This is a genomic window from Methylocapsa sp. S129 (assembly GCF_009765995.1).
Taxonomy (GTDB): domain Bacteria; phylum Pseudomonadota; class Alphaproteobacteria; order Rhizobiales; family Beijerinckiaceae; genus Roseiarcus.
In genome coordinates, this window is record NZ_LMUI01000046.1 from 80,404 (window position 1) to 97,645 (window position 17,242).

The 17,242-nt window shown below is 62.5% G+C and carries 14 protein-coding genes; 6 read left to right on the forward strand and 8 right to left on the reverse strand.

Annotated features, from left to right (window positions below; genetic code table 11):
• Window positions 1–187: 187 nt before the first annotated feature.
• Entirely contained in the window at window positions 188–946 is a 759-nt protein-coding gene (locus tag GSQ90_RS23800) for an SDR family oxidoreductase (RefSeq protein ID WP_158817458.1), read from the reverse strand.
• Window positions 947–980: 34 nt separating this feature from the next.
• A complete protein-coding gene (locus GSQ90_RS23805) occupies window positions 981–2,159 on the reverse strand; it encodes an alpha/beta fold hydrolase (protein WP_158817459.1) in 1,179 nt (392 codons plus the stop codon).
• Between the two features lie 136 nt (window positions 2,160–2,295).
• Between GSQ90_RS23805 and GSQ90_RS23810 the strand changes: the two genes are divergently transcribed.
• Window positions 2,296–3,231, forward strand: a complete 936-nt coding sequence (locus GSQ90_RS23810; protein WP_158817460.1) for a LysR family transcriptional regulator — start codon at window positions 2,296–2,298, stop codon at window positions 3,229–3,231.
• Window positions 3,232–3,467: 236 nt separating this feature from the next.
• On the opposite strand, the gene GSQ90_RS23815 is transcribed toward GSQ90_RS23810, so the two are convergent.
• On the reverse strand, window positions 3,468–4,253 hold the full coding sequence (locus GSQ90_RS23815; RefSeq protein ID WP_158817461.1) for an alpha/beta fold hydrolase: 786 nt from the start codon (window positions 4,251–4,253) through the stop codon (window positions 3,468–3,470).
• 242 nt (window positions 4,254–4,495) lie between these two features.
• Window positions 4,496–5,458: a GlxA family transcriptional regulator gene (locus GSQ90_RS23820; protein WP_158817462.1), complete on the reverse strand. Its 963-nt coding sequence runs from the start codon at window positions 5,456–5,458 to the stop codon at window positions 4,496–4,498.
• Window positions 5,459–5,657: 199 nt separating this feature from the next.
• On the opposite strand from GSQ90_RS23820, the gene GSQ90_RS23825 reads away from it, so the two are divergent.
• Window positions 5,658–6,407 carry a DJ-1/PfpI family protein gene (locus GSQ90_RS23825; RefSeq protein ID WP_158817463.1) on the forward strand — a complete coding sequence of 250 codons (750 nt, stop codon included), beginning with the start codon at window positions 5,658–5,660 and terminating at the stop codon, window positions 6,405–6,407.
• Between the two features lie 174 nt (window positions 6,408–6,581).
• The gene (locus GSQ90_RS23830) at window positions 6,582–6,866 is read left to right on the forward strand and encodes a hypothetical protein (RefSeq protein WP_158817464.1); all 285 of its coding nucleotides are present in this window, start codon (window positions 6,582–6,584) and stop codon (window positions 6,864–6,866) included.
• Between the two features lie 151 nt (window positions 6,867–7,017).
• Here the strand turns inward: GSQ90_RS23830 and GSQ90_RS23835 are convergent, their stop codons facing one another.
• The 4 genes from GSQ90_RS23835 to GSQ90_RS23850 all read right to left on the reverse strand — a co-directional run bounded on the left by GSQ90_RS23835 (window position 7,018) and on the right by GSQ90_RS23850 (window position 12,299).
• A complete protein-coding gene (locus tag GSQ90_RS23835; protein ID WP_158817540.1) occupies window positions 7,018–8,088 on the reverse strand; it encodes an IS630 family transposase in 1,071 nt (356 codons plus the stop codon).
• Between the two features lie 680 nt (window positions 8,089–8,768).
• Window positions 8,769–10,148 (reverse strand): aspartate aminotransferase family protein, encoded by a 1,380-nt coding sequence (locus tag GSQ90_RS23840; RefSeq protein WP_158817465.1) that lies wholly within the window; start codon window positions 10,146–10,148, stop codon window positions 8,769–8,771.
• Window positions 10,149–10,161: 13 nt separating this feature from the next.
• Window positions 10,162–11,655 (reverse strand): NAD-dependent succinate-semialdehyde dehydrogenase, encoded by a 1,494-nt coding sequence (locus GSQ90_RS23845; RefSeq protein ID WP_158817466.1) that lies wholly within the window; start codon window positions 11,653–11,655, stop codon window positions 10,162–10,164.
• Window positions 11,656–11,696: 41 nt separating this feature from the next.
• Complete coding sequence (locus GSQ90_RS23850) at window positions 11,697–12,299, reverse strand: amino acid synthesis family protein (protein ID WP_158817467.1); 603 nt, start codon at window positions 12,297–12,299, stop codon at window positions 11,697–11,699.
• Between the two features lie 273 nt (window positions 12,300–12,572).
• Here GSQ90_RS23850 and GSQ90_RS23855 point away from each other — a divergent pair, with 273 nt between their 5' ends.
• The 3 genes from GSQ90_RS23855 to GSQ90_RS23865 all read left to right on the forward strand — a co-directional run bounded on the left by GSQ90_RS23855 (window position 12,573) and on the right by GSQ90_RS23865 (window position 17,212).
• The gene (locus GSQ90_RS23855; RefSeq protein WP_158817468.1) at window positions 12,573–14,363 is read left to right on the forward strand and encodes a helix-turn-helix domain-containing protein; all 1,791 of its coding nucleotides are present in this window, start codon (window positions 12,573–12,575) and stop codon (window positions 14,361–14,363) included.
• 335 nt (window positions 14,364–14,698) lie between these two features.
• Complete coding sequence (locus GSQ90_RS23860; protein ID WP_158817469.1) at window positions 14,699–15,679, forward strand: flavin reductase; 981 nt, start codon at window positions 14,699–14,701, stop codon at window positions 15,677–15,679.
• 21 nt (window positions 15,680–15,700) lie between these two features.
• On the forward strand, window positions 15,701–17,212 hold the full coding sequence (locus tag GSQ90_RS23865; protein WP_158817470.1) for an aldehyde dehydrogenase: 1,512 nt from the start codon (window positions 15,701–15,703) through the stop codon (window positions 17,210–17,212).
• The last annotated feature ends 30 nt before the right edge of the window (window positions 17,213–17,242 follow it).

Below are 17,242 nucleotides of genomic sequence, written 5' to 3' on the forward strand. Positions count from 1 at the left end.
GCGAAGCTAAACGCCGTGTGTCGAGAAAGCGGCGGCTAATTGCGTCCGCAACGATCGCAACGGCAAAGGCCCGTTGCGATCAATGCCTCCGAGACGTTGTCGCGGAAGGTCCCACCCATGCGTCAGCCGGTGAGAGGGAGGAGCGTGTTAGGTTGGTTGTCGATCATGTATGTGGTCGTCAGAGCCCTCAGCGGCCCGCAAAGCGGGCAGTGGCGAACTCATTGAATCTGTTGACGAGCGTGTGCTCGTTCGGACCGACATTGGCGCGAAAGTCCCTCGCGCCCTCGACCAGAATTTCGTCGGCATCGGCGCCGAACGCCGCCATGGTTTCCACTATGAACTGGTCGAGCGGCATCGCCTCCTGGGCCTCGCGGCTATTCATGAGGTCGGTGCGTACCCAGGGCGGCGCCAGTTCGAGCACCCGGACGCCCGAATCCTTCAGAAGGAAGCGTTGCGAGAGCGCATAGGAATGAAGCGCGGCCTTCGCCGCCGAATACACTGCTGTGACCGCCATCGGCACGAAGGCGAGGACCGAACTCGTGTAGATGATGACAGCGTCTTTTTTGCCTTTTAGGTGCTCGACGAGCGCCGACGTCATGCGGATCGGTCCAATGAAATCCGTCGTGATGACGTCGACCAGCACCTTGTCGTCGATCCGGCAGGCGGCTTGGTCTTGCAGCATGATGCCGGCATTGTTGAACAGGACATTGATATCTGGATAGTCGGCGATCAGTCGGGCCGCCACGCGATTGATGCTCTCGGAATTGGCAATGTCGAGTTCGACTGCGGACATTCCGGGATTGGCGGCGACGACCTCATCGAGATTAGCGCGGCGGCGCCCCGAGATGATCACTTTGTTGCCGAGCTTGTGAAACGATTCGGCGAGTCCGCGGCCAATGCCCGAGCCGCCGCCGGTGATGAAGATTGTGTTGCCTTTGAGTTTCATTGCGCCACTCCCTGGCGGTGTGTTGTTATGGATGTCAGTCCGCGAAGCGGTCACCGAACATCGGCCGGCCGCTGAGGGATTGGGCCCTGGTCACTTCGTCCTGGAGCACATCCCAATGCTCGGCGAGCTTGCCGTCTTCGATGCGGACGATGTCGGCGGCGACCCAGGCAACGGGCCGCCCATTGCCGGAGAACCGCCCGTGCGCAATCACGTAATCACCATCGGCAGCGATGACGTGGTTTTCGTATTTCAGCGTGCTAGGCGCCGTCCGGACGAGATTGAAAAGTCCGTCGCGGCCGGGTGAGATATGGGCGCTGTGCTGAATGTAATGATCAGACCAGTAACGTTCCGCGGCCGCGTAGTCTCGCTTGTTGAAGAGCGTGTCGAAGGCTTCGAGAACGAGCGCCTTGTTCCGTTCAGGTGTCGCCTCACTCGCCGCGCGCGCTTTGACGAATTCGCCGATCAGCCGCGCGATCTCTTGCGGCGACTCCAGAGGCGATAGATGCCCGGTGCCAGATAGTACATGGAGGGTGGCATGCGGAATGCGCGATAACAGCTCGGTTTTGATCAAATCGACGCTGTCGACTCGGTCGAGTTCGCCCGCAATGACAATGGTGGGCACATTGATCGCAGCCACATCGCGAGTGATATCCTCGAGGCTGGTGGAACGGGGCCATGCCGCCTTTGCCTGCGGCGCACCGCGGAGACTGTCTTCGATCACTTGGTCCCGGTCCTTCAGACTCAGAACTCTTGCGCTCAGCATTTGATCGATCGCCGCGCCGACGCTCTCACGGGTTGAATAGGCGCCCGCCATGGTCTCCCTTGCCTCAGGAGGGATGGCCAAGGGCTGAGGTGGCGAGGGCGCGACGAGGACAAGCCCGGCCAGGCCCTTCGGGCGGCGCGACGCCATGAGTTGAGCGACCTTGCCGCCCATCGAATGGCCAACCAGGACATACCGCTTGAGGTCCAGCGCCTCGATCACGCCCTGTGCGTCGGCCGCCAGATCTGCCAAACCATAGCCATTGGCGGGCGCATCGGATTCGCCCCAACCGCGGTGATCGGTCGCGATGCTCCGGTACGATTTCGGCAAAGCCGCGATGACTTTGTCCCACGTGCGCGACGAGCCTCCCCAATAGTGCAGGAAGACGAGGGACAAGTCGCCGCCGCCTCGCTCCTCAATGTGAATCTGGATGCCGTTTGAGGCGATCTTCATAACGTCTCCCGTGCCTTTGCTCGGCCGAATAGTTTCCAGGTCGGCTTGTGGTCAAAGGTAGAACGAGTAAAATTCATCGATAATCGCCATATTCTTATTAGGATATGATAATAGCGTTATCGAATAGGGGGTTGGAATGGATCGTCTTACCGGCATGGCCGTCTTTGTTGCAGCCGCTGACGACGGAAGCTTGAGCAAGGCGGCCCGGCGTTTCGGTCTCTCGGCCTCGATGGCCGGCAAGCATGTGTCCGCAATCGAAGCCGATCTGCGCATTCGCCTCATGCAGCGTAGTACACGCCGCCTCAGCCTGACCGACGCAGGCCGGGCCTATTACGCCCGCTGCAAACGCATCCTTGAGGAGGTCGACGACGCGAACCGCGAAGCCAGCGACGCGCAACAGACCGTTCGCGGCGTGCTGCGTATCGCGGTGCCTCTGACCTTCGGCGCCATGCATTTGGGTGATGTCCTGGGTCGCTTTCTCGACGAGCACCCTGCCGTTGCCGTGGAGGTCACGCTCAGCGATCGCTATGTCGATCTTCTCAGCGAAGGAATCGACGTCGCGATCCGCATCGGCAGGCTGCTCAACTCTGATCTCGTCGCACGGCGTCTCGCGCCTTGTCGTATGGTGTTCTGCGCATCGCCTGTTTTTCTCAGGCGGTTCGGTACGCCACGGACAATCGAGGAGTTGCGTAGCGCCCCCCGGCTCGCGTTCAGCGAGGCGGTCTCGGCCGGCGATTGGACGCTCACCGACCCAAAGGGCCAGACTCATCTGATTGATGGGCCCGCTCGCCTAGCGGCAAACAGCACGCAAATGCTTCTTGCGGCCGCGCTCGCCGGGTCGGGTGTCGCCTATGGCCCGACCTTCGTCTTTGGGGAGCGTATCACGGCCGGCGATCTGATCGCTTTGCTCCCCGACCATCGCACCTCCGACCTCGCAATCCACGCGCTGTATCCGAGCGCGCACAACATCTCGCTGAAGGCGCGTCGCTTCATCGATCACCTGGTCGGAAGCTTCGGAGGCGAGCCGCCATGGGATCGAGCGCTCGTACGATCTGTGCGAAAGCGGGCGTGAACTTCTTAGTATCCCCCGGCAAAGCCGGCTTGCTGCTTTCAAGGCCGGTCCGCTGTGTCAGCGGCCGGTGGGAGGTTCGGCCGCCGCGCCAAACGGCGGCCGTCTACCGCTCCGGGCCACTAACGCCAAAAACAGTCACTTCGTCCAGCCCCTCAAGGCTGCGCCATATCGACGTAACATCTCGCCCCGCCCTGCCCGCAGCCTGGACGGCGCGGCTGCCCGCCGCAGGCACGGAGTCAGGCGGTGAGTGTAGCCAGTATAACGCCAGCAACCTCTGCAGGTGCCTCCAACGGCGCCAGATGGCCGACGCCAGACAGGACGCCGATCTCTGTTCCCGGAAGTACCCCGCTGAAGCCGGCGCGAAGGCTGCTTTCGGTTTCGACATTGTCGGCGTCACCGACGAACACGTGTACTGGTACGAGGATCTTGGTCGCCTCGGCGCCGATGTTCCTAATCATGTCGCGTTCCGGCCAGACGCGCTTGGCCTCGGCCGTCCCCGAGAGCGAATCCTCGATCACCTGCTCGCGGTGGGCCTGGGAGAGAGGCATCGCAGCCAGTCTACCGAGCGCAGCCTCAACGCCTTCACGCGACTGGTACGCCGCCAGCATGACCTGGCGCCGCTCTTGCGGTGCGCCTGGCGACACCGGCGGGGCCGGTGCGATCAGCACGAGGCTCGCAAGACCTTCCGGCCGGCGCGCTGCGAGAAGCAATGCGACCTTGGCGCCCATCGAGTGGCCCACGACGACGAAGGACTTCAGACCGAGGTGGTGGATGACGCCGACAACGTCGTCGGCAAGCGTCTCTAGCGCGTAGTCCGTGGCGCTCCTGTCTGACAGGCCCCAGCCGCGAAAGTCGATTGCCACACAACGGTGCGTCTGAGACAGCCGCTCGATCGTAGGAGTCCAGGTGCGACTGGTGCCGCCCCAATAGTGGAGAAAGACGAGCGTCGGACCGCCAACGCCTGACTCGACGACGTTGATATCGACCTCGTTCACACGGATGACGCGCCGGTGCCCAGCCATATATATCTCTCCAATTTTGGCAGTGTCTTGACTGGGCGATCGCAACCAGAAAGCGGTTCTGACTGCAGCTTGGCGCATTCAGCGCTCAGTCGATCGACTGTTTCTCCCACAGGGCGCCGATGGCCGAAACGACAAAATAGCCTCAAATTAGGTCGCGCTCCGGCGTGCGCTTGCTTGAACACAAATCGCGACGATGCCCAATCGGCGTCCTGCGACCGCTCGCCTGCAGATGAGTGGATCGGTCAGTGCAAGCCCTCCGCATGGGCGCGGGCCAGCCGACGAACGGTCTGCGGCGAATGTCCGAACAGCTTCACAAACGTGCGTCGCATGCGCTCGACGTCACCGAACCCAACATCCCGGGCGATGAACTCAATCGGTTCAAGTCCGTCCTCGACCCGCGGCCTCGCCGCCTCCGCGCGAAGGCGCTCGATCGCGCGCGCCGGAGTCTCCCCGGTTTCCTTCAAAAATATGCGAGCGAACTGCCGGCTGCTGACAAAAGCTGCCTCGGCCAGCCGCTCGACCGTCAGGGCCTCGTTGAGGTGGTTACGCGCATAGGCGAGCGCATCGCGAACTCGGCCGGATGCAGGCTCCAGTTCCAGAAGCGCCGAGAACTGCGACTGGCCGCCCGGGCGGCGGTGGTAGACAACGAGTTCCCGCGCGACCGATCTTGCAAGCTCGGGTCCGAAGTCGGCCTCGATCATCGCAAGGGCCAAATCGATACCGGCGGAAATGCCCGCCGAGGTCCAGACGCTGCGATCTTTTACGAAGATCCGGTCGACCTCGACCGAGACGCTCGGGAAACGGGACTGAAGCAGCGGCGCGTAACGCCAATGGGTGGTGGCACGGCGGCCATTCAAAATGCCAGCCTCGGCGAGATAGAAAGCGCCGGTGCAGACGCTGGCAATTCGCCGGGTTGATGAGGCGAGCCGTTGTAGCGTCGCGCTCGTCTCGGGATGATTATCGGGAACAATGGCCTGCGGTCCACCAACGGCGACCACCGTATCGCCATGACCGACGACTTCGCTGGCTGTGTCGGTGGCGACCATTAGCCCGGCATTGCCAGTGACCATCCCGCCGGCGGCCGAGATGATGCCAACCTCGTAGGGCGCATCGTAGATGCTGCGCGCCACCGAGAAAGCGGACATCGGCCCGGTGAGGTCGAGTGGGCCGAACCCCGGGCAAACTAGAAAGACAATCCTGCGCATGGTCCTTTCCTGCTTGGCGGCTGCGCGCTGCAGCTTTTGCGCGAGTCGCGCGGGTGTGTCCGTATTTAAGGCATTTATGTCGTTTCTGCCAAGCGCGTTCCTATGACAAGCTGCGAAGTGGGGTGACGCCTTCGATCAAAACGGGATGGATCAAGTCGCAATTGGGTGCCGCTGGCGTCGACAGAAAGAGAGCGAAACGATGACCAATAGCAACATGAGCACCGACATTCCGTCTCTCAATAGGCTCCGCGCAGCGACCGCAAAAGCGGGCGCGCCTCCGTTTCGGGTCGGCATCGTTATCGGCCCCGGTTATTTTCCGTTGGATATGGTTGGCGTTCAGGCTGTCTTGGGGACGATGCCCGGCGCGGAAATTTACATGGTCTGGAAGACGCTTGAGCCGGTGGAAGGCTTCCGAGGCTGGTGGACAATCCCCACGGCGACCTTTTCCGACTGCCCCAACCTCGATGTCGTCGCAGTGCCGATGATGCCTCCGGAGGTGCAGAACGATGCCGAAGTCGTTGAGTTCGTTGCGGCCCGAGGCCGAACGGCGCGCTACGTCATCGGTGTTTGCAATGGCGTCTTGACGCTCGGCGCCGCCGGCCTGCTACGCGGCAAGCGCGCGACGATCAGCTATAACTCCCACGCGATTCTACCGCATTACGGAGTGACGGAGGTCGTTAAGAGCGGTGTGGTCGCCGATGGCAATGTCTATACCGCCGGACCCAGTGTGGGCAGTTTCGAAGCTGCCCTCCTCGTGGCGGAACAGGCGTTCGGGCGACAAGCGGCGCAATTGGCCGAGTTTATCATCGAATATGATCCGCATCCGCCGTTCGGCACCGGAACCGCGGCAAGCGCCGGACCCGGGGTGGTAGCCAAGTTTGAGGGAATGATGGCTGACATGATTTCCCTCTATCGTGCCGAAGCTTTGAAGGCCGCCGCGTTGGTTTGACGGCGGCATTCGGGAAGGCAGCTCTCAAGCGAACTTTAGCGCGCTTAACCTTCAGATCGCGAATCACCAGAACGATTGGCGTAAATGACGCCAAAACTGTCATTTCCGACGAAATCGCCTCCCAACAAGCCGCCTACGTTGCGCAGTGTTGAACAAACTCAAAGGAGAAGGAAAATGAAGTTTTTAGCTATTGGAAAGCGTCTGGTGCCGCAGGAGCAACTCGCCCCGCTCATGGCCAAAGAACCCGCTGCTACCCTCAAGCTCTATGTCGACGGCATCCTCGAACAGTTCTGGTACGTCGACAAGAAGGGTCCAGTTTTCCTGTTGAATGCCGAGTCAGAAGAAGCCGCGCGAGCCGCGCTCTCGACACTGCCTTTTACTGCTGCAAACCTGGTCGCCTACGACGTCTTGCCATTAATCCCGCTCGTTCCCCTGGGTCAACTGATCCCAGCGGCCTAGGCGCGGTCGCCGTCGCCACGCGTCGAGGGGGCTCGGTGAGAGAACCAACCTCAAAACGCCCGCACGTGAAGCGCCGGGCCGGTTGACGAATGCTTCTGCCGACGTCGCCAATATCGCAGCATTCTCGTAATTGGGATAGCTGTCGCGCATCCTAGTGTTGTGATTCCAACGCTTGTTTCGCTTTTGCAACTTTATCGAGGATTTTACTGGTTGTTGCGGTCCAGACGAACGGCTTGGGGTCTGCGTTGTGGTTGTCCAGGTAACGATTGATACATTGTTCGAGTTCGGCGACGCTGTGGAAGACACCGCGTCGGATGGCGTCCTCGGTGATGAGACCGAAGAAGCGCTCGACCTGATTGAGCCATGAGGCCGAGGTCGGCGTGAAATGCAGATGACAGCGCGTGTGGCGCGCGAGCCACGCTTTGACCTTGGGATGTTTGTGCGTTGCGTAATTATCGCAGACGAGATGCAGATCGAGGTTCTTCGGCGTGCCGCGGTCGATGGTGCGCAAGAAGCGCAGGAATTCCTGATGCCTATGCCGGTTCATGCATTCGCCGATGACCTTGCCGCTCGCCACGTCAAGCGCGGCCAACAGCGTCGTGGTCCCGTGCCGTTTGTAGTCATGCGTCATTGTCCCGGCGCGGCCTTTCTTCATCGGCAGGCCGGGTTGCGTTCGATCGAGCGCCTGGATTTGGCTTTTCTCGTCGACCGACAGAACCAGCGCTCTTTCTGGCGGGTCCAAATAGAGGCCGACGACATCGGCGACCTTCTGCTCAAACAGCGGATCGCGCGAGAGCTTGAAGGTTCGCGTCAGATGCGGCTTGAGCCCGTGCGCTTTCCAGATGCGTTGCACGGAACTGGGCGAAAGACCGGAAGCCTTCGCCATGGAGCGCACGCTCCAATGCGTCGCCGCCGGCGGCTTGGCGTGAAGCGTCAGGTCCACGACTTTGTTGATCGCCGCCGCCGAAAGCGGCTTCCTGCGCGGGGGACGCGACTCATCTTTCAGGAGCCCTTCAACCCCCATGTCGCGGTAGCGTCGTCGCCAGCGGCGAACGGTAAGAACGCTCACGCCGACTTCGCGTCCAACGTCAACCGCGCCCATCCCTTCGCCCGCCAACAACACGATGCGCGCGCGCCAAACCACTTTCTGCGGTGTGTTGCGGTCCCGCGTCAAACGGCTCAGCCGCTCCCGGTCATCTGCCGACACATCAATGCGTTCGATCTTGCCCGTGCGCCAAGATTCGCACACCCGACAAGATTTTGGAATCTTACGTTAGAGACACAACACTAGAAACAATTTCTTCGGCCGTAGTTGATGAAGCGGCCGCGTGAGCGAAGTCGCGTAGGTACGCCTCCGTTCCGTCCACGAAGGCTCCTGCCTCAGCGCCGACGTCGAGCTTCTTATGCCCGGCGATCACTGTTTTTGGTTTCAGCACTCTAAGCGTCTTCACGCTTTCGAACCAGCGACTCCAGGGCGGGAATCCACACCACCTTACTGGGCGCAACGGGGTGCCAGAAGCGGCACGAATATGCGGAGGAGCGAGGCATCGCGGACGGAAGCATCGTCTACGACGTCCCGATCGTGCAACTCGCCGTCGGCGACCGCGCCTATGCCGTCTTTCCTGCCGTTTGGTCTTACAGAGCGAAGGGGGTTTCTACGCGCGACGCCGCGACAATCGCCTTTGCGCTGCGGCGCACGTCGGCAGGCTGGAAGATCGCTGGTTGGAGCTGGAATCCGAGCAAGTAGCGGCGGTTCAGTCGTCATAAATCGCCCGCCAACCTCCCAATCCCGTTGATCGGAAAGCGGTCCCATCGCGAGGCGACTTAGGTTGCAGATTCCGACTAAGCCGCAGTGCGGGACGGGATAGTGAAAGACCCTCACCGCGCCGGCGGCGTCAGCCTTCAGCCGAGCACCTCGCGGACCGCCTTCGCGGTCGCGTCGACGACAATATCGGCTTCCTCGCGCGTCAGGCAGAGTGGCGGTGCGAAACCGAGTATGTCGCCCTGTGGCATCGCGCGACCGATGACGCCATGGGCAACCAGGGCGGCAGCTACGCGGACGCCCACCTTCTCCGAGGCATCGAAGAAGGCACGATCATCCCGATCCCTCACAAATTCCACCGCCGCCAGCATACCCTCTCCGCGCACCTCGCCGACATGCCTGTGACCGCCGACCGCGTCGTGCAGCTTCTGCCTGAAATAGGCGCCGACCTCGCCGGCATTGGCGACGAGGCCCATCTCGTCAACGACTTCCAGATTGGCGGCGCCGGCCGCCGCGCACAATGGGTGCGAGGAATAGGTCCAGCCATGACCGATGGCGCCGAACTCGTCGGATCCTTGCTCCAGGATGCGCCAGACCCTTTCGGACACGATCACGCCCGACAGCGGCGCATAGGCCGAGGTCAACCCCTTGGCGATCGTGATCAAGTCGGGCTTGACGCCGTAATGGACAGAGCCGAACATCGAGCCGAGGCGCCCGAAGCCGGTGATGACCTCATCGGCGATTAGCATGATGTCATATTTGGCGAGCACCGCCTGGATCTTGGCCCAATAAGTCCGAGGTGGCGGCACGATGCCGCCGGTGCCAAGCACCGGTTCGGCGATAAAGGCCGCAACCGTCTCGGGCCCCTCGGCGAGGATCATCTCCTCAAGCTTGTCGGCGCAGAAGCCCGCGAATTGCTCCTCGCTCTGTGAGCGGTCCGGCCGGCGGAAATAGTAGGGCGCTTCCGTATGTAGGATCGGCGCCTTGGGCAGGTCGAACAGAGTGTGGAAGGCGGCGAGACCGGTGAGGCTACCTGTCATCAAGCCCGAGCCGTGATAGCCGCGCCAGCGCGAGATGATCTTCTTCTTCTCAGGCCGCCCGAGCACATTGTTGACGTACCACACCAGCTTGATGTTGGTCTCATTGGCATCGGAGCCGCTGAGGCCGAAGAAGACCCGGCTCATGTTCGCGGGGGCGCGGTCGATGATCATCTTGGCGAGCCGGATCGAGGGCTCGGAGCCATGGCCGACATAGGCGTGGTAATAGGGCAGCGCCGCCGCCTGGGCGGCGATGGCGTCGGTGATCTTGGTGCGGCCATAGCCGACATTGACGCAATAGAGCCCGGCAAAGGCATCGAGGCTACGCCTACCGGTGCGATCGGTGATGTAGACGCCCTCGGCTGCGGTGATGATGCGGTTGGGCGTCTCGCCGCGCGCATGCTGGGCCATATGGGTCGAGGGATGGAAGAAGTGATCGCGATCCCATGCGGTCAATTCATTGTCGGATACGGCGCGGTCCATAGGGCATCCTATCTTAAGCGAGATCGAGGCACGTGTATTTGAGGTCGGTGAAAGCTTCGAGCCCTTGGCGCGAACCCTCGCGGCCCATGCCTGATTGCTTGACACCGCCGAAGGGAATAGGCGCGCCGGTGAGCTTGACGCGGTTGACCGCGACCATCCCGTATTCGAGCGCGCGGCTCATGCGCAGCGCCCGCGCACAATTGTCGGTGATGACATAGGCGACGAGGCCGTATTCAGTGGCATTGGCCCGCGCCACCACTTCTTCCTCGCCGTCGAATGGCGTGATGCAGGCGACGGGCGCGAACGCCTCCTCTTGCATGATAGCGGCATCGTCCGGCACGTCGGCGAGCAGGGTCGGCATGACGAAGCGCGGGCCGGGTGCGGGCGCGCCGCCAGCGAGCCGCCGGGCGCCGCGGAGGAGCGCGTCCTCAATGCGCGCTTCGGTGCGGGCAACGGCATGCTCGTGCATCAGGGGACCGATCTGCACGCCGGGCTCGAGCCCGCAGCCAACCTTCAGCGCCGCGACGCGCCTGGCGAGGGCCTCGCAGAAGGCGGGATAGAGGGCGCGCTGCACATAGATGCGGTTGGCGGCCAGGCAATCCTGCCCGGAGGTGGCGAATTTGGCGTCCATGGCGATCCCGACAGCGCGGTCGAGGTCGGCATCGTCGAACACGATCAGCGGCGCATTGCCGCCAAGCTCCATGATCAGGCGCTTCACTGTCGATGAACACTGTTGTGCGATCAAGCGCCCGATCTCGGTGGAGCCTGTGAAGCTCATCACGCGCACGCGACTGTCTTCGCATAAACGCTGGGCGATCGGCTGGGCCTGGCCTGTGACGACGTTGAACACGCCTGCTGGTATGCCCGCCCGCTCGGCGAGTTCGGCCAGAGCGAGGGCGGAAAGCGGCGTATAGGAGGAAGGGTGGATCACGACGGTGCAGCCGGCCGCCAGGGCGGCGGCGGCCTTGCGCGTCACCATAGCGGAGGGGAAGTTCCATGGCGTCAGCAATCCGGCGACGCCGAGCGGCTCGCGCGACACCAGCATCTGCGCTCCGGGAAGATGGCTGGTCACGCCCTCGGCGTTCAGACGCTTGGCCTCCTCCGCATACCACTCGATGAAGGACGCTGCGTAGTCGATCTCGCCACGGCTCTCATCGAGCGGCTTGCCCTGCTCCAGCGTCATCAGCAGAGCCAGGTCCTCACGGGCAGCGCAGACAAGATCGTACCAGGCGCGCAAGCGGGCGGCCCGCTCCTGTGGGGCCAGCGTTTGCCAGGCGCACAGGGCGCGGGCGGCGGCATCGACCGCACGCGTAGCGTCATCTGCGCCGAGGCTGGCGACATGGGCTAGAACCTGGCCGGAGAAGGGATCGCGCACTTCAAAGCTTGCTGCATCGAGCGCTTGCGTCCAGCGCCCGTCGATATAGGCGAACTCGCGCAGAAGCCTGCCATCCGAGAGATAGCCGAGAGCGGGGTGGATGTCGCGTTTGAGAGCAGTCATAGCGGTCATCGAGACAACTTCGGTTTTTGACAAGGTGTGTTCCGACCCGCTTAGACGCCAAATGGTAACCGCGCTTTTTCGGCTTCCATCTCTGCCATGTCCTGGAAGCGGTCCGCGATGCGAGCATGCGGGCGCCCACTATCAGCGGCGCCGATAGCGACTACGATTTCGTCTGGCCCCGGCGCGTCTGCGATCTGGAACGTGGCAGTGAGGAAGTGCGAACGCTTGCCGGACTCGGTCTTATGGGTCATCGGCAAGGAGAGAAGAGCGCCGGGCGCCACCCTGGTGTTGGTAAATTCCAGATATGCTGTGCCGCCTACCGCCTCGCGGAATACATTCCCGAAGCGCAGCGTATGGATCAGCGCCGAAGCGTGCTCGATTTCGCCATTGACGCCCACTGCAGCGGCCTTGCCGAAGGCTTCGACCTTTGCGGCGGGCATATGGGCCAGGATACGGCGCGTCATCTCCTCGCCCAGCACTGGCGCTACGCGCAGAATCTCGGGACGCAGATTGGCGACGAATCCCTGCCCGGCCCAGGGATTTCTCAGGATCGCCGCCACCACCACCATGGTGATTGGCCGCTCCGCAGGCTTGCCGCCTTCGATGAAGATCTCCTCGATAAAAGTGGCGATCTTCCTGACGCCGATATCCATAACGACGAATTCCCGAGTGGTTGAGGCCGGGAAACCTAGTGATGCCGGACCCGTGAAGTCTTCCTAAGGTTCGCAGGAATTGGTGGCTGCTCCGTGCGTCGAAACGGGGTAGGATTATCGGCGCGAGGGGATGCAGGATGAGAGCGGCTTAGAATGACGGTCTCCGGCCGCCATTCTCGCAACCACCGCTACGCGGGAGGGAAGATGGCGGTGGGAGACCGTCACTCCAAGCCGCATCTCAACCGCTGATTCTAATCAGGAGTAGAACGCAGCGTGGATCAGAAATCGCAGATTTTGGCTCTGCGCGATATCGCCAGCCAGATCAACAGCGGTGGCGACCTCGCGACTGTGCTGCGCCACTTGATCGAGGCTGCTTGCCACCACGCCCATTGGGCGCTCGGCTCGATCATGGCGATCGATGCCGCTCATGGCTATGCTCATGTCATCGTCCGTCACGACCCGACCCTGCTGCAGCGTTCGCTCCCCGACAAATGGGAGTTGGCCACCAGTCCCTCCTTGATCGCGTTGCAGCGTAACGAACCGGTTTATATCCGCGACGCCCGCGAATCCGAGGAATTTCCCGGCTACCGTCGCGAGGCCTTCGAGCGCGACTATCGCACCGTACTGGTCATGCCGATGAACTGCTCGGATGCCGAGGGCGGGCCCATGGTACTGAGCGTCATTGCCCGGCAGATTACCGATGTCTCGGACGAGGAACTCGCCTTTCTCGGCATGATCGTACATCTGGGCGCCATCGCGGTGGAACGCGAGCACCGGCTGCAAGCCGAGAAACGCGCGGCGGAGCGGCTGCAGCGGGCCTTGAAGGCCCACACCTCACTACTGGAGCAGGTCTTGACCGATGGCTCGGTCTCCGCGCTCTCCAGCATGGTCGGCGCCCTCCTACCCAATCCCGTCGTCGTGATCGACTTCACGGCCAACCAGGTGATTGCTGGCCATTCCCCCAACCCCGACTTCTACACTGACGCCGCCTGGCTGGAGGCAGCCGCCGGGACGCTTAGTCGGTCGCTGATGAAAGCGGCGCGGGACGCCGTCGACCGTGGCAACAGCGAGAGCATGAGCCTCTTCCTCGACGACGGCGCGCGCCGCTTCAGGGTGAGCGTCCGCTTCGAACCTTTGACGGTCGACCGCCAACTCATCGGCGCGCTCATCATCTTCCCGACGGTGCGCGAATTCAGCGATCTCGACCATCTCATGCTCGACAGCGCCAAATACGCCCTCAGCGTGCAAATGATGCGCAGCTTCATCCGCTTCCGCTTCGAGACGCGCACGCAGACAGAGCTTTTCTTCGAAATCGTCGAGCGGCGCTGGCGTAATGCCAATGACGTGCTGCAACGGGCGCAGCGCCTTGGCCTCAACTTCGGCGCGGCGCAACAGATGATCGTCATCGATTTTCCTGAACGCACCAAGAATCTCGGCGGCGTGTCCATCGACCTTGAACACAACCTCGCCCGTATCACCCAGCAGGCGGATGTCGCCGCAAACATCATCGCCACCGAAGGCGGGCTGGTCTGCCTGGCGCCGTTCGATACGAGCAAGCGGCAGGAAAAGCTTGGCCGCCTGATGCGCCGCATCGCCGAGGAACTCGGCCGCTATTTCGACGAGGAACCTATCGTTGTCGCCGGCAATCGCTGCACCGCCCTCGCCGACTACCCCGACGCCTGGGATCGCTGCAACCGCATGATCCGCATCGGCCGTTCCTTCGGACGCACGGGCGCGCTATCAGGCCGGGATTTTGGCCCACTGCCGATGTTGGTCGCCGCCTCGGAGGTCAGCGATGTCAGGAGCTTCGTGCAGGACAGCGTCGGCGCCATTGCCGACCATGACCGCGAGCACAACACGCCCTATCTGGAGACACTGTCGGCCTATCTGCGCGAAGGCTGCCGCAGCCAAGCCTGCGCCGACACCATGGGCCTGCACGTCACCACGTTGCGCTACCGGCTCACTCGCATTCAGGAGCTGTTCGGCGTCGACGTGGAAACGCCGGAGAAGCGGTTTGCCGTGGAATTGGCGATCCGCTTGCACGGCGTGATCGACAGTCGGTGAGCGGGAGCTCCTTCACATTGCGAGCAAGCGCGAACGCACCGAATTCTTACCTGGAGAAGCCGGGCATTTCGCAGAGATGACAGAAGAGGGAAAGCCCTGTGGGGAGCTCACTTTCTGCCCAGTCGCGCCACCCTGCCCCCACCCAACCTCGCATCCGCCCGCCCCGACTCACATGGCTTGTGAGCAACCTGCCCCGAAGTCCGGCATCGATTGCTGCGCATCTCTCCGGATCGCAGCAGAACTTCCCTTACCTCTCCTGCCAACCGGAGGAAGAAGCCCCCCTATCCTCCCGCTAACCTTCTTCTAACCGAAGACGGAGAGGAGGCGGCAAGGCCATGGTGGATACAGTGGCGCAGGCAGACGCCTCGATCGACCCCATCGCGCTGCGTCGGGCTTTCGGCACCTTCGTTACCGGCGTCACCGTGGTCACCACGCGCGACGAGGACGGCACGCCGCGTGGCATGACGGCTAATTCCTTCGCCTCGGTTTCGCTCGACCCGCCCTTGCTGCTGGTCTGTGTCGGCAAGTCGGCATCGAGCTTCCAGGCTTTCAACGGCGCCGACAGTTTCGCGGTCAATTTCCTGCATGAAGGCCAGATCGACATCTCCGCGATTTTCGCCTCGAAGTCGCCGGACAAGTTCCAGTCGGTCAGCCATGACCGCATCCACACCGGCGCGCCTATCCTCACCGACAGCATGACCTGGTTCGATTGCTCGGTCCACAACCGGATCGAAGCCGGCGATCACGTCATCCTGATCGGCCAGGTTCGCGCCTTCGGCGCCAGCCCCTCGGCGCCGCTCGGCTTTTGCCGCGGCCGTTATGCCAGCGTAAACGACCCGCTGCCCGCCGGCTGGCTCGCCTCGCATGGCATAGTCATCGGCTACCTCATCGAGGCCGAGGACCGTCTGCTGTTTCGCGCCGACGGCAAGGACGGCTGGGTGCTGCCCACCGCCAGACGCCGCAAGGCCGACAAGCGGCTGATGTTGGATGGCGGCGAGCTCAGCCTCGTGCCTGAAGACACCTTCCTCTATTCGGTCTTCGACGTTGCCGACAGCGATCCCGGTTACCTGATCTACCGCGCCCGTCTCTCGGACGAAGGCTCGGCCATGGCGCTGCCGGCCGATCTCAAATTCTTTCCGGTCGATGACCTGCCCTACGACCAAATCCCCACCCACGAACTGCGCTCCATGCTGCGCCGCTATATGCGCGAGCGGCGGGAGAAACGCTTCGGCATCTACATGGACACCGGCGATGGCGGCCGCGTCGCCATGATTGAAGGCCAAGCCCAGGCCTGGATGCAGGCCAGCCACGATTAATCCGACACCAGGACCGCGATGATGAAGACGACTGTGAAATCCCTCGAACGCTCGCGCCAGAATCTCTTCATTGGCGGCCGCTTCGTCGAACCGAAGAGCGGCAATTACTCAGCCAGCTACGATCCCACGACTGGCGAGAGTTGGTACGAATTCGCCGAGGCCGAGGCCGCCGATGTCGACGCCGCTGTTGCGGCCGCCAATAGCGCCTTCCGCAATCCGGCCTGGCGGCGCATGACGCAGACCGACCGTGGCCGCCTGGTCCGCAAGCTTGCCGATCTCGCGCTGGAGCGTGCCGACGAACTCGCAGCGATCGAGACACGCGACAATGGTAAGCTGATCAAGGAGATGCGGGCGCAGATGCGCGCCATGCCGGACTCCTATCATTACTTTGCCGGCATGGCCGACAAGCTGCAGGGCGACACCATCCCGGTCAACAAACTCGACATGCTGAACTTCAACGTCCGCGAGCCGCTCGGCGTCGTCGGCATGATCACGCCGTGGAACTCGCCGCTGATGCTGCTCACCGGCACGCTGGCGCCTTGCCTCGCCATCGGCAACACCGTGGTGATCAAGCCGTCCGAGCACGCCACAGCCTCGACCCTGGCCCTGGCCGAGTTGATCACGGAAGCCGGCTTTCCCGCCGGCGTCGTCAATGTCGTCACCGGCGCCGGCCGTAGCGCCGGTGAGGCGCTGACACGCCATCCGGGCGTCGCCAAATATGTTTTCACCGGCAGCACCGAGACGGGCCGGCGCATCGCAGCCAATGCCGCTTCCAACCTAACGCCATGCTCGATGGAACTCGGCGGCAAGTCGCCCCATGTCGTGTTCGCCGATGTAGATATCGAACGTGCGGTGAACGGCGTTGTCTCCGGCGTCTTCGCCGCTGCGGGACAGACTTGCGTGGCTGGTTCGCGCTGCTTTGTCGAAGCCAGTATCCATGACCGATTCGTCGAGGCGCTGGTTGCCCGCACCGGCCGCATCAAGGTTGGCCATCCGATGCTTGACGATACCGATATCGGTCCGCTCGCTCTGTCGGCGCAGCTCACCAAGGTGGAATCTTATGTTGCTTCCGGCTTGCGCGAAGGCGCCAGGATCGCGGCGGGCGGCAAGCGGCCGCAGACGGATGAACTCTCGCGCGGCTGGTATTTCGAGCCGACCGTGATGGTGGAAGCCCAGAACGACATGGCCTTCATGCGCGACGAGCTCTTCGGCCCGGTCGTCGGCATTATGCCCTTCTCCTCGGAAGAGGAGATGATTTCGCTGGCCAACGACACGCGCTACGGCCTGGCTTCCGGTATCTGGACCCAGAATATCGACCGCGCCATGCGCTTCGCAAATCAGATCGAGGCCGGCACAGTTTGGATCAACACCTACCGCTCCTCCTCCTTTATGTCGGCGAATGGCGGCTTCAAGGAAAGTGGCTACGGCCGGCGCGGCGGCTTCGAGGTGATGCGGGAATTCTCGCGACTGAAAAACATCATCCTCGATTACTCCGGCGCCATGCAGGACCCCTTTGTCATCCGCCTGAAGTGATCCATTCAAAATCGAAAAACCAAGGCCCGA

Coding starts and splice junctions, on each gene's coding strand:
- GSQ90_RS23800 (WP_158817458.1), bottom strand. CDS start 946: ATGAAACTCAAAGGCAACACAATCTTCATCACCGGCGGCGGCTCGGGC.
- GSQ90_RS23805 (WP_158817459.1), bottom strand. CDS start 2,159: ATGAAGATCGCCTCAAACGGCATCCAGATTCACATTGAGGAGCGAGGC.
- GSQ90_RS23810 (WP_158817460.1), top strand. CDS start 2,296: ATGGATCGTCTTACCGGCATGGCCGTCTTTGTTGCAGCCGCTGACGAC.
- GSQ90_RS23815 (WP_158817461.1), bottom strand. CDS start 4,253: ATGGCTGGGCACCGGCGCGTCATCCGTGTGAACGAGGTCGATATCAAC.
- GSQ90_RS23820 (WP_158817462.1), bottom strand. CDS start 5,458: ATGCGCAGGATTGTCTTTCTAGTTTGCCCGGGGTTCGGCCCACTCGAC.
- GSQ90_RS23825 (WP_158817463.1), top strand. CDS start 5,658: ATGACCAATAGCAACATGAGCACCGACATTCCGTCTCTCAATAGGCTC.
- GSQ90_RS23830 (WP_158817464.1), top strand. CDS start 6,582: ATGAAGTTTTTAGCTATTGGAAAGCGTCTGGTGCCGCAGGAGCAACTC.
- GSQ90_RS23840 (WP_158817465.1), bottom strand. CDS start 10,148: ATGGACCGCGCCGTATCCGACAATGAATTGACCGCATGGGATCGCGAT.
- GSQ90_RS23845 (WP_158817466.1), bottom strand. CDS start 11,655: ATGACCGCTATGACTGCTCTCAAACGCGACATCCACCCCGCTCTCGGC.
- GSQ90_RS23850 (WP_158817467.1), bottom strand. CDS start 12,299: ATGGATATCGGCGTCAGGAAGATCGCCACTTTTATCGAGGAGATCTTC.
- GSQ90_RS23860 (WP_158817469.1), top strand. CDS start 14,699: ATGGTGGATACAGTGGCGCAGGCAGACGCCTCGATCGACCCCATCGCG.
- GSQ90_RS23865 (WP_158817470.1), top strand. CDS start 15,701: ATGAAGACGACTGTGAAATCCCTCGAACGCTCGCGCCAGAATCTCTTC.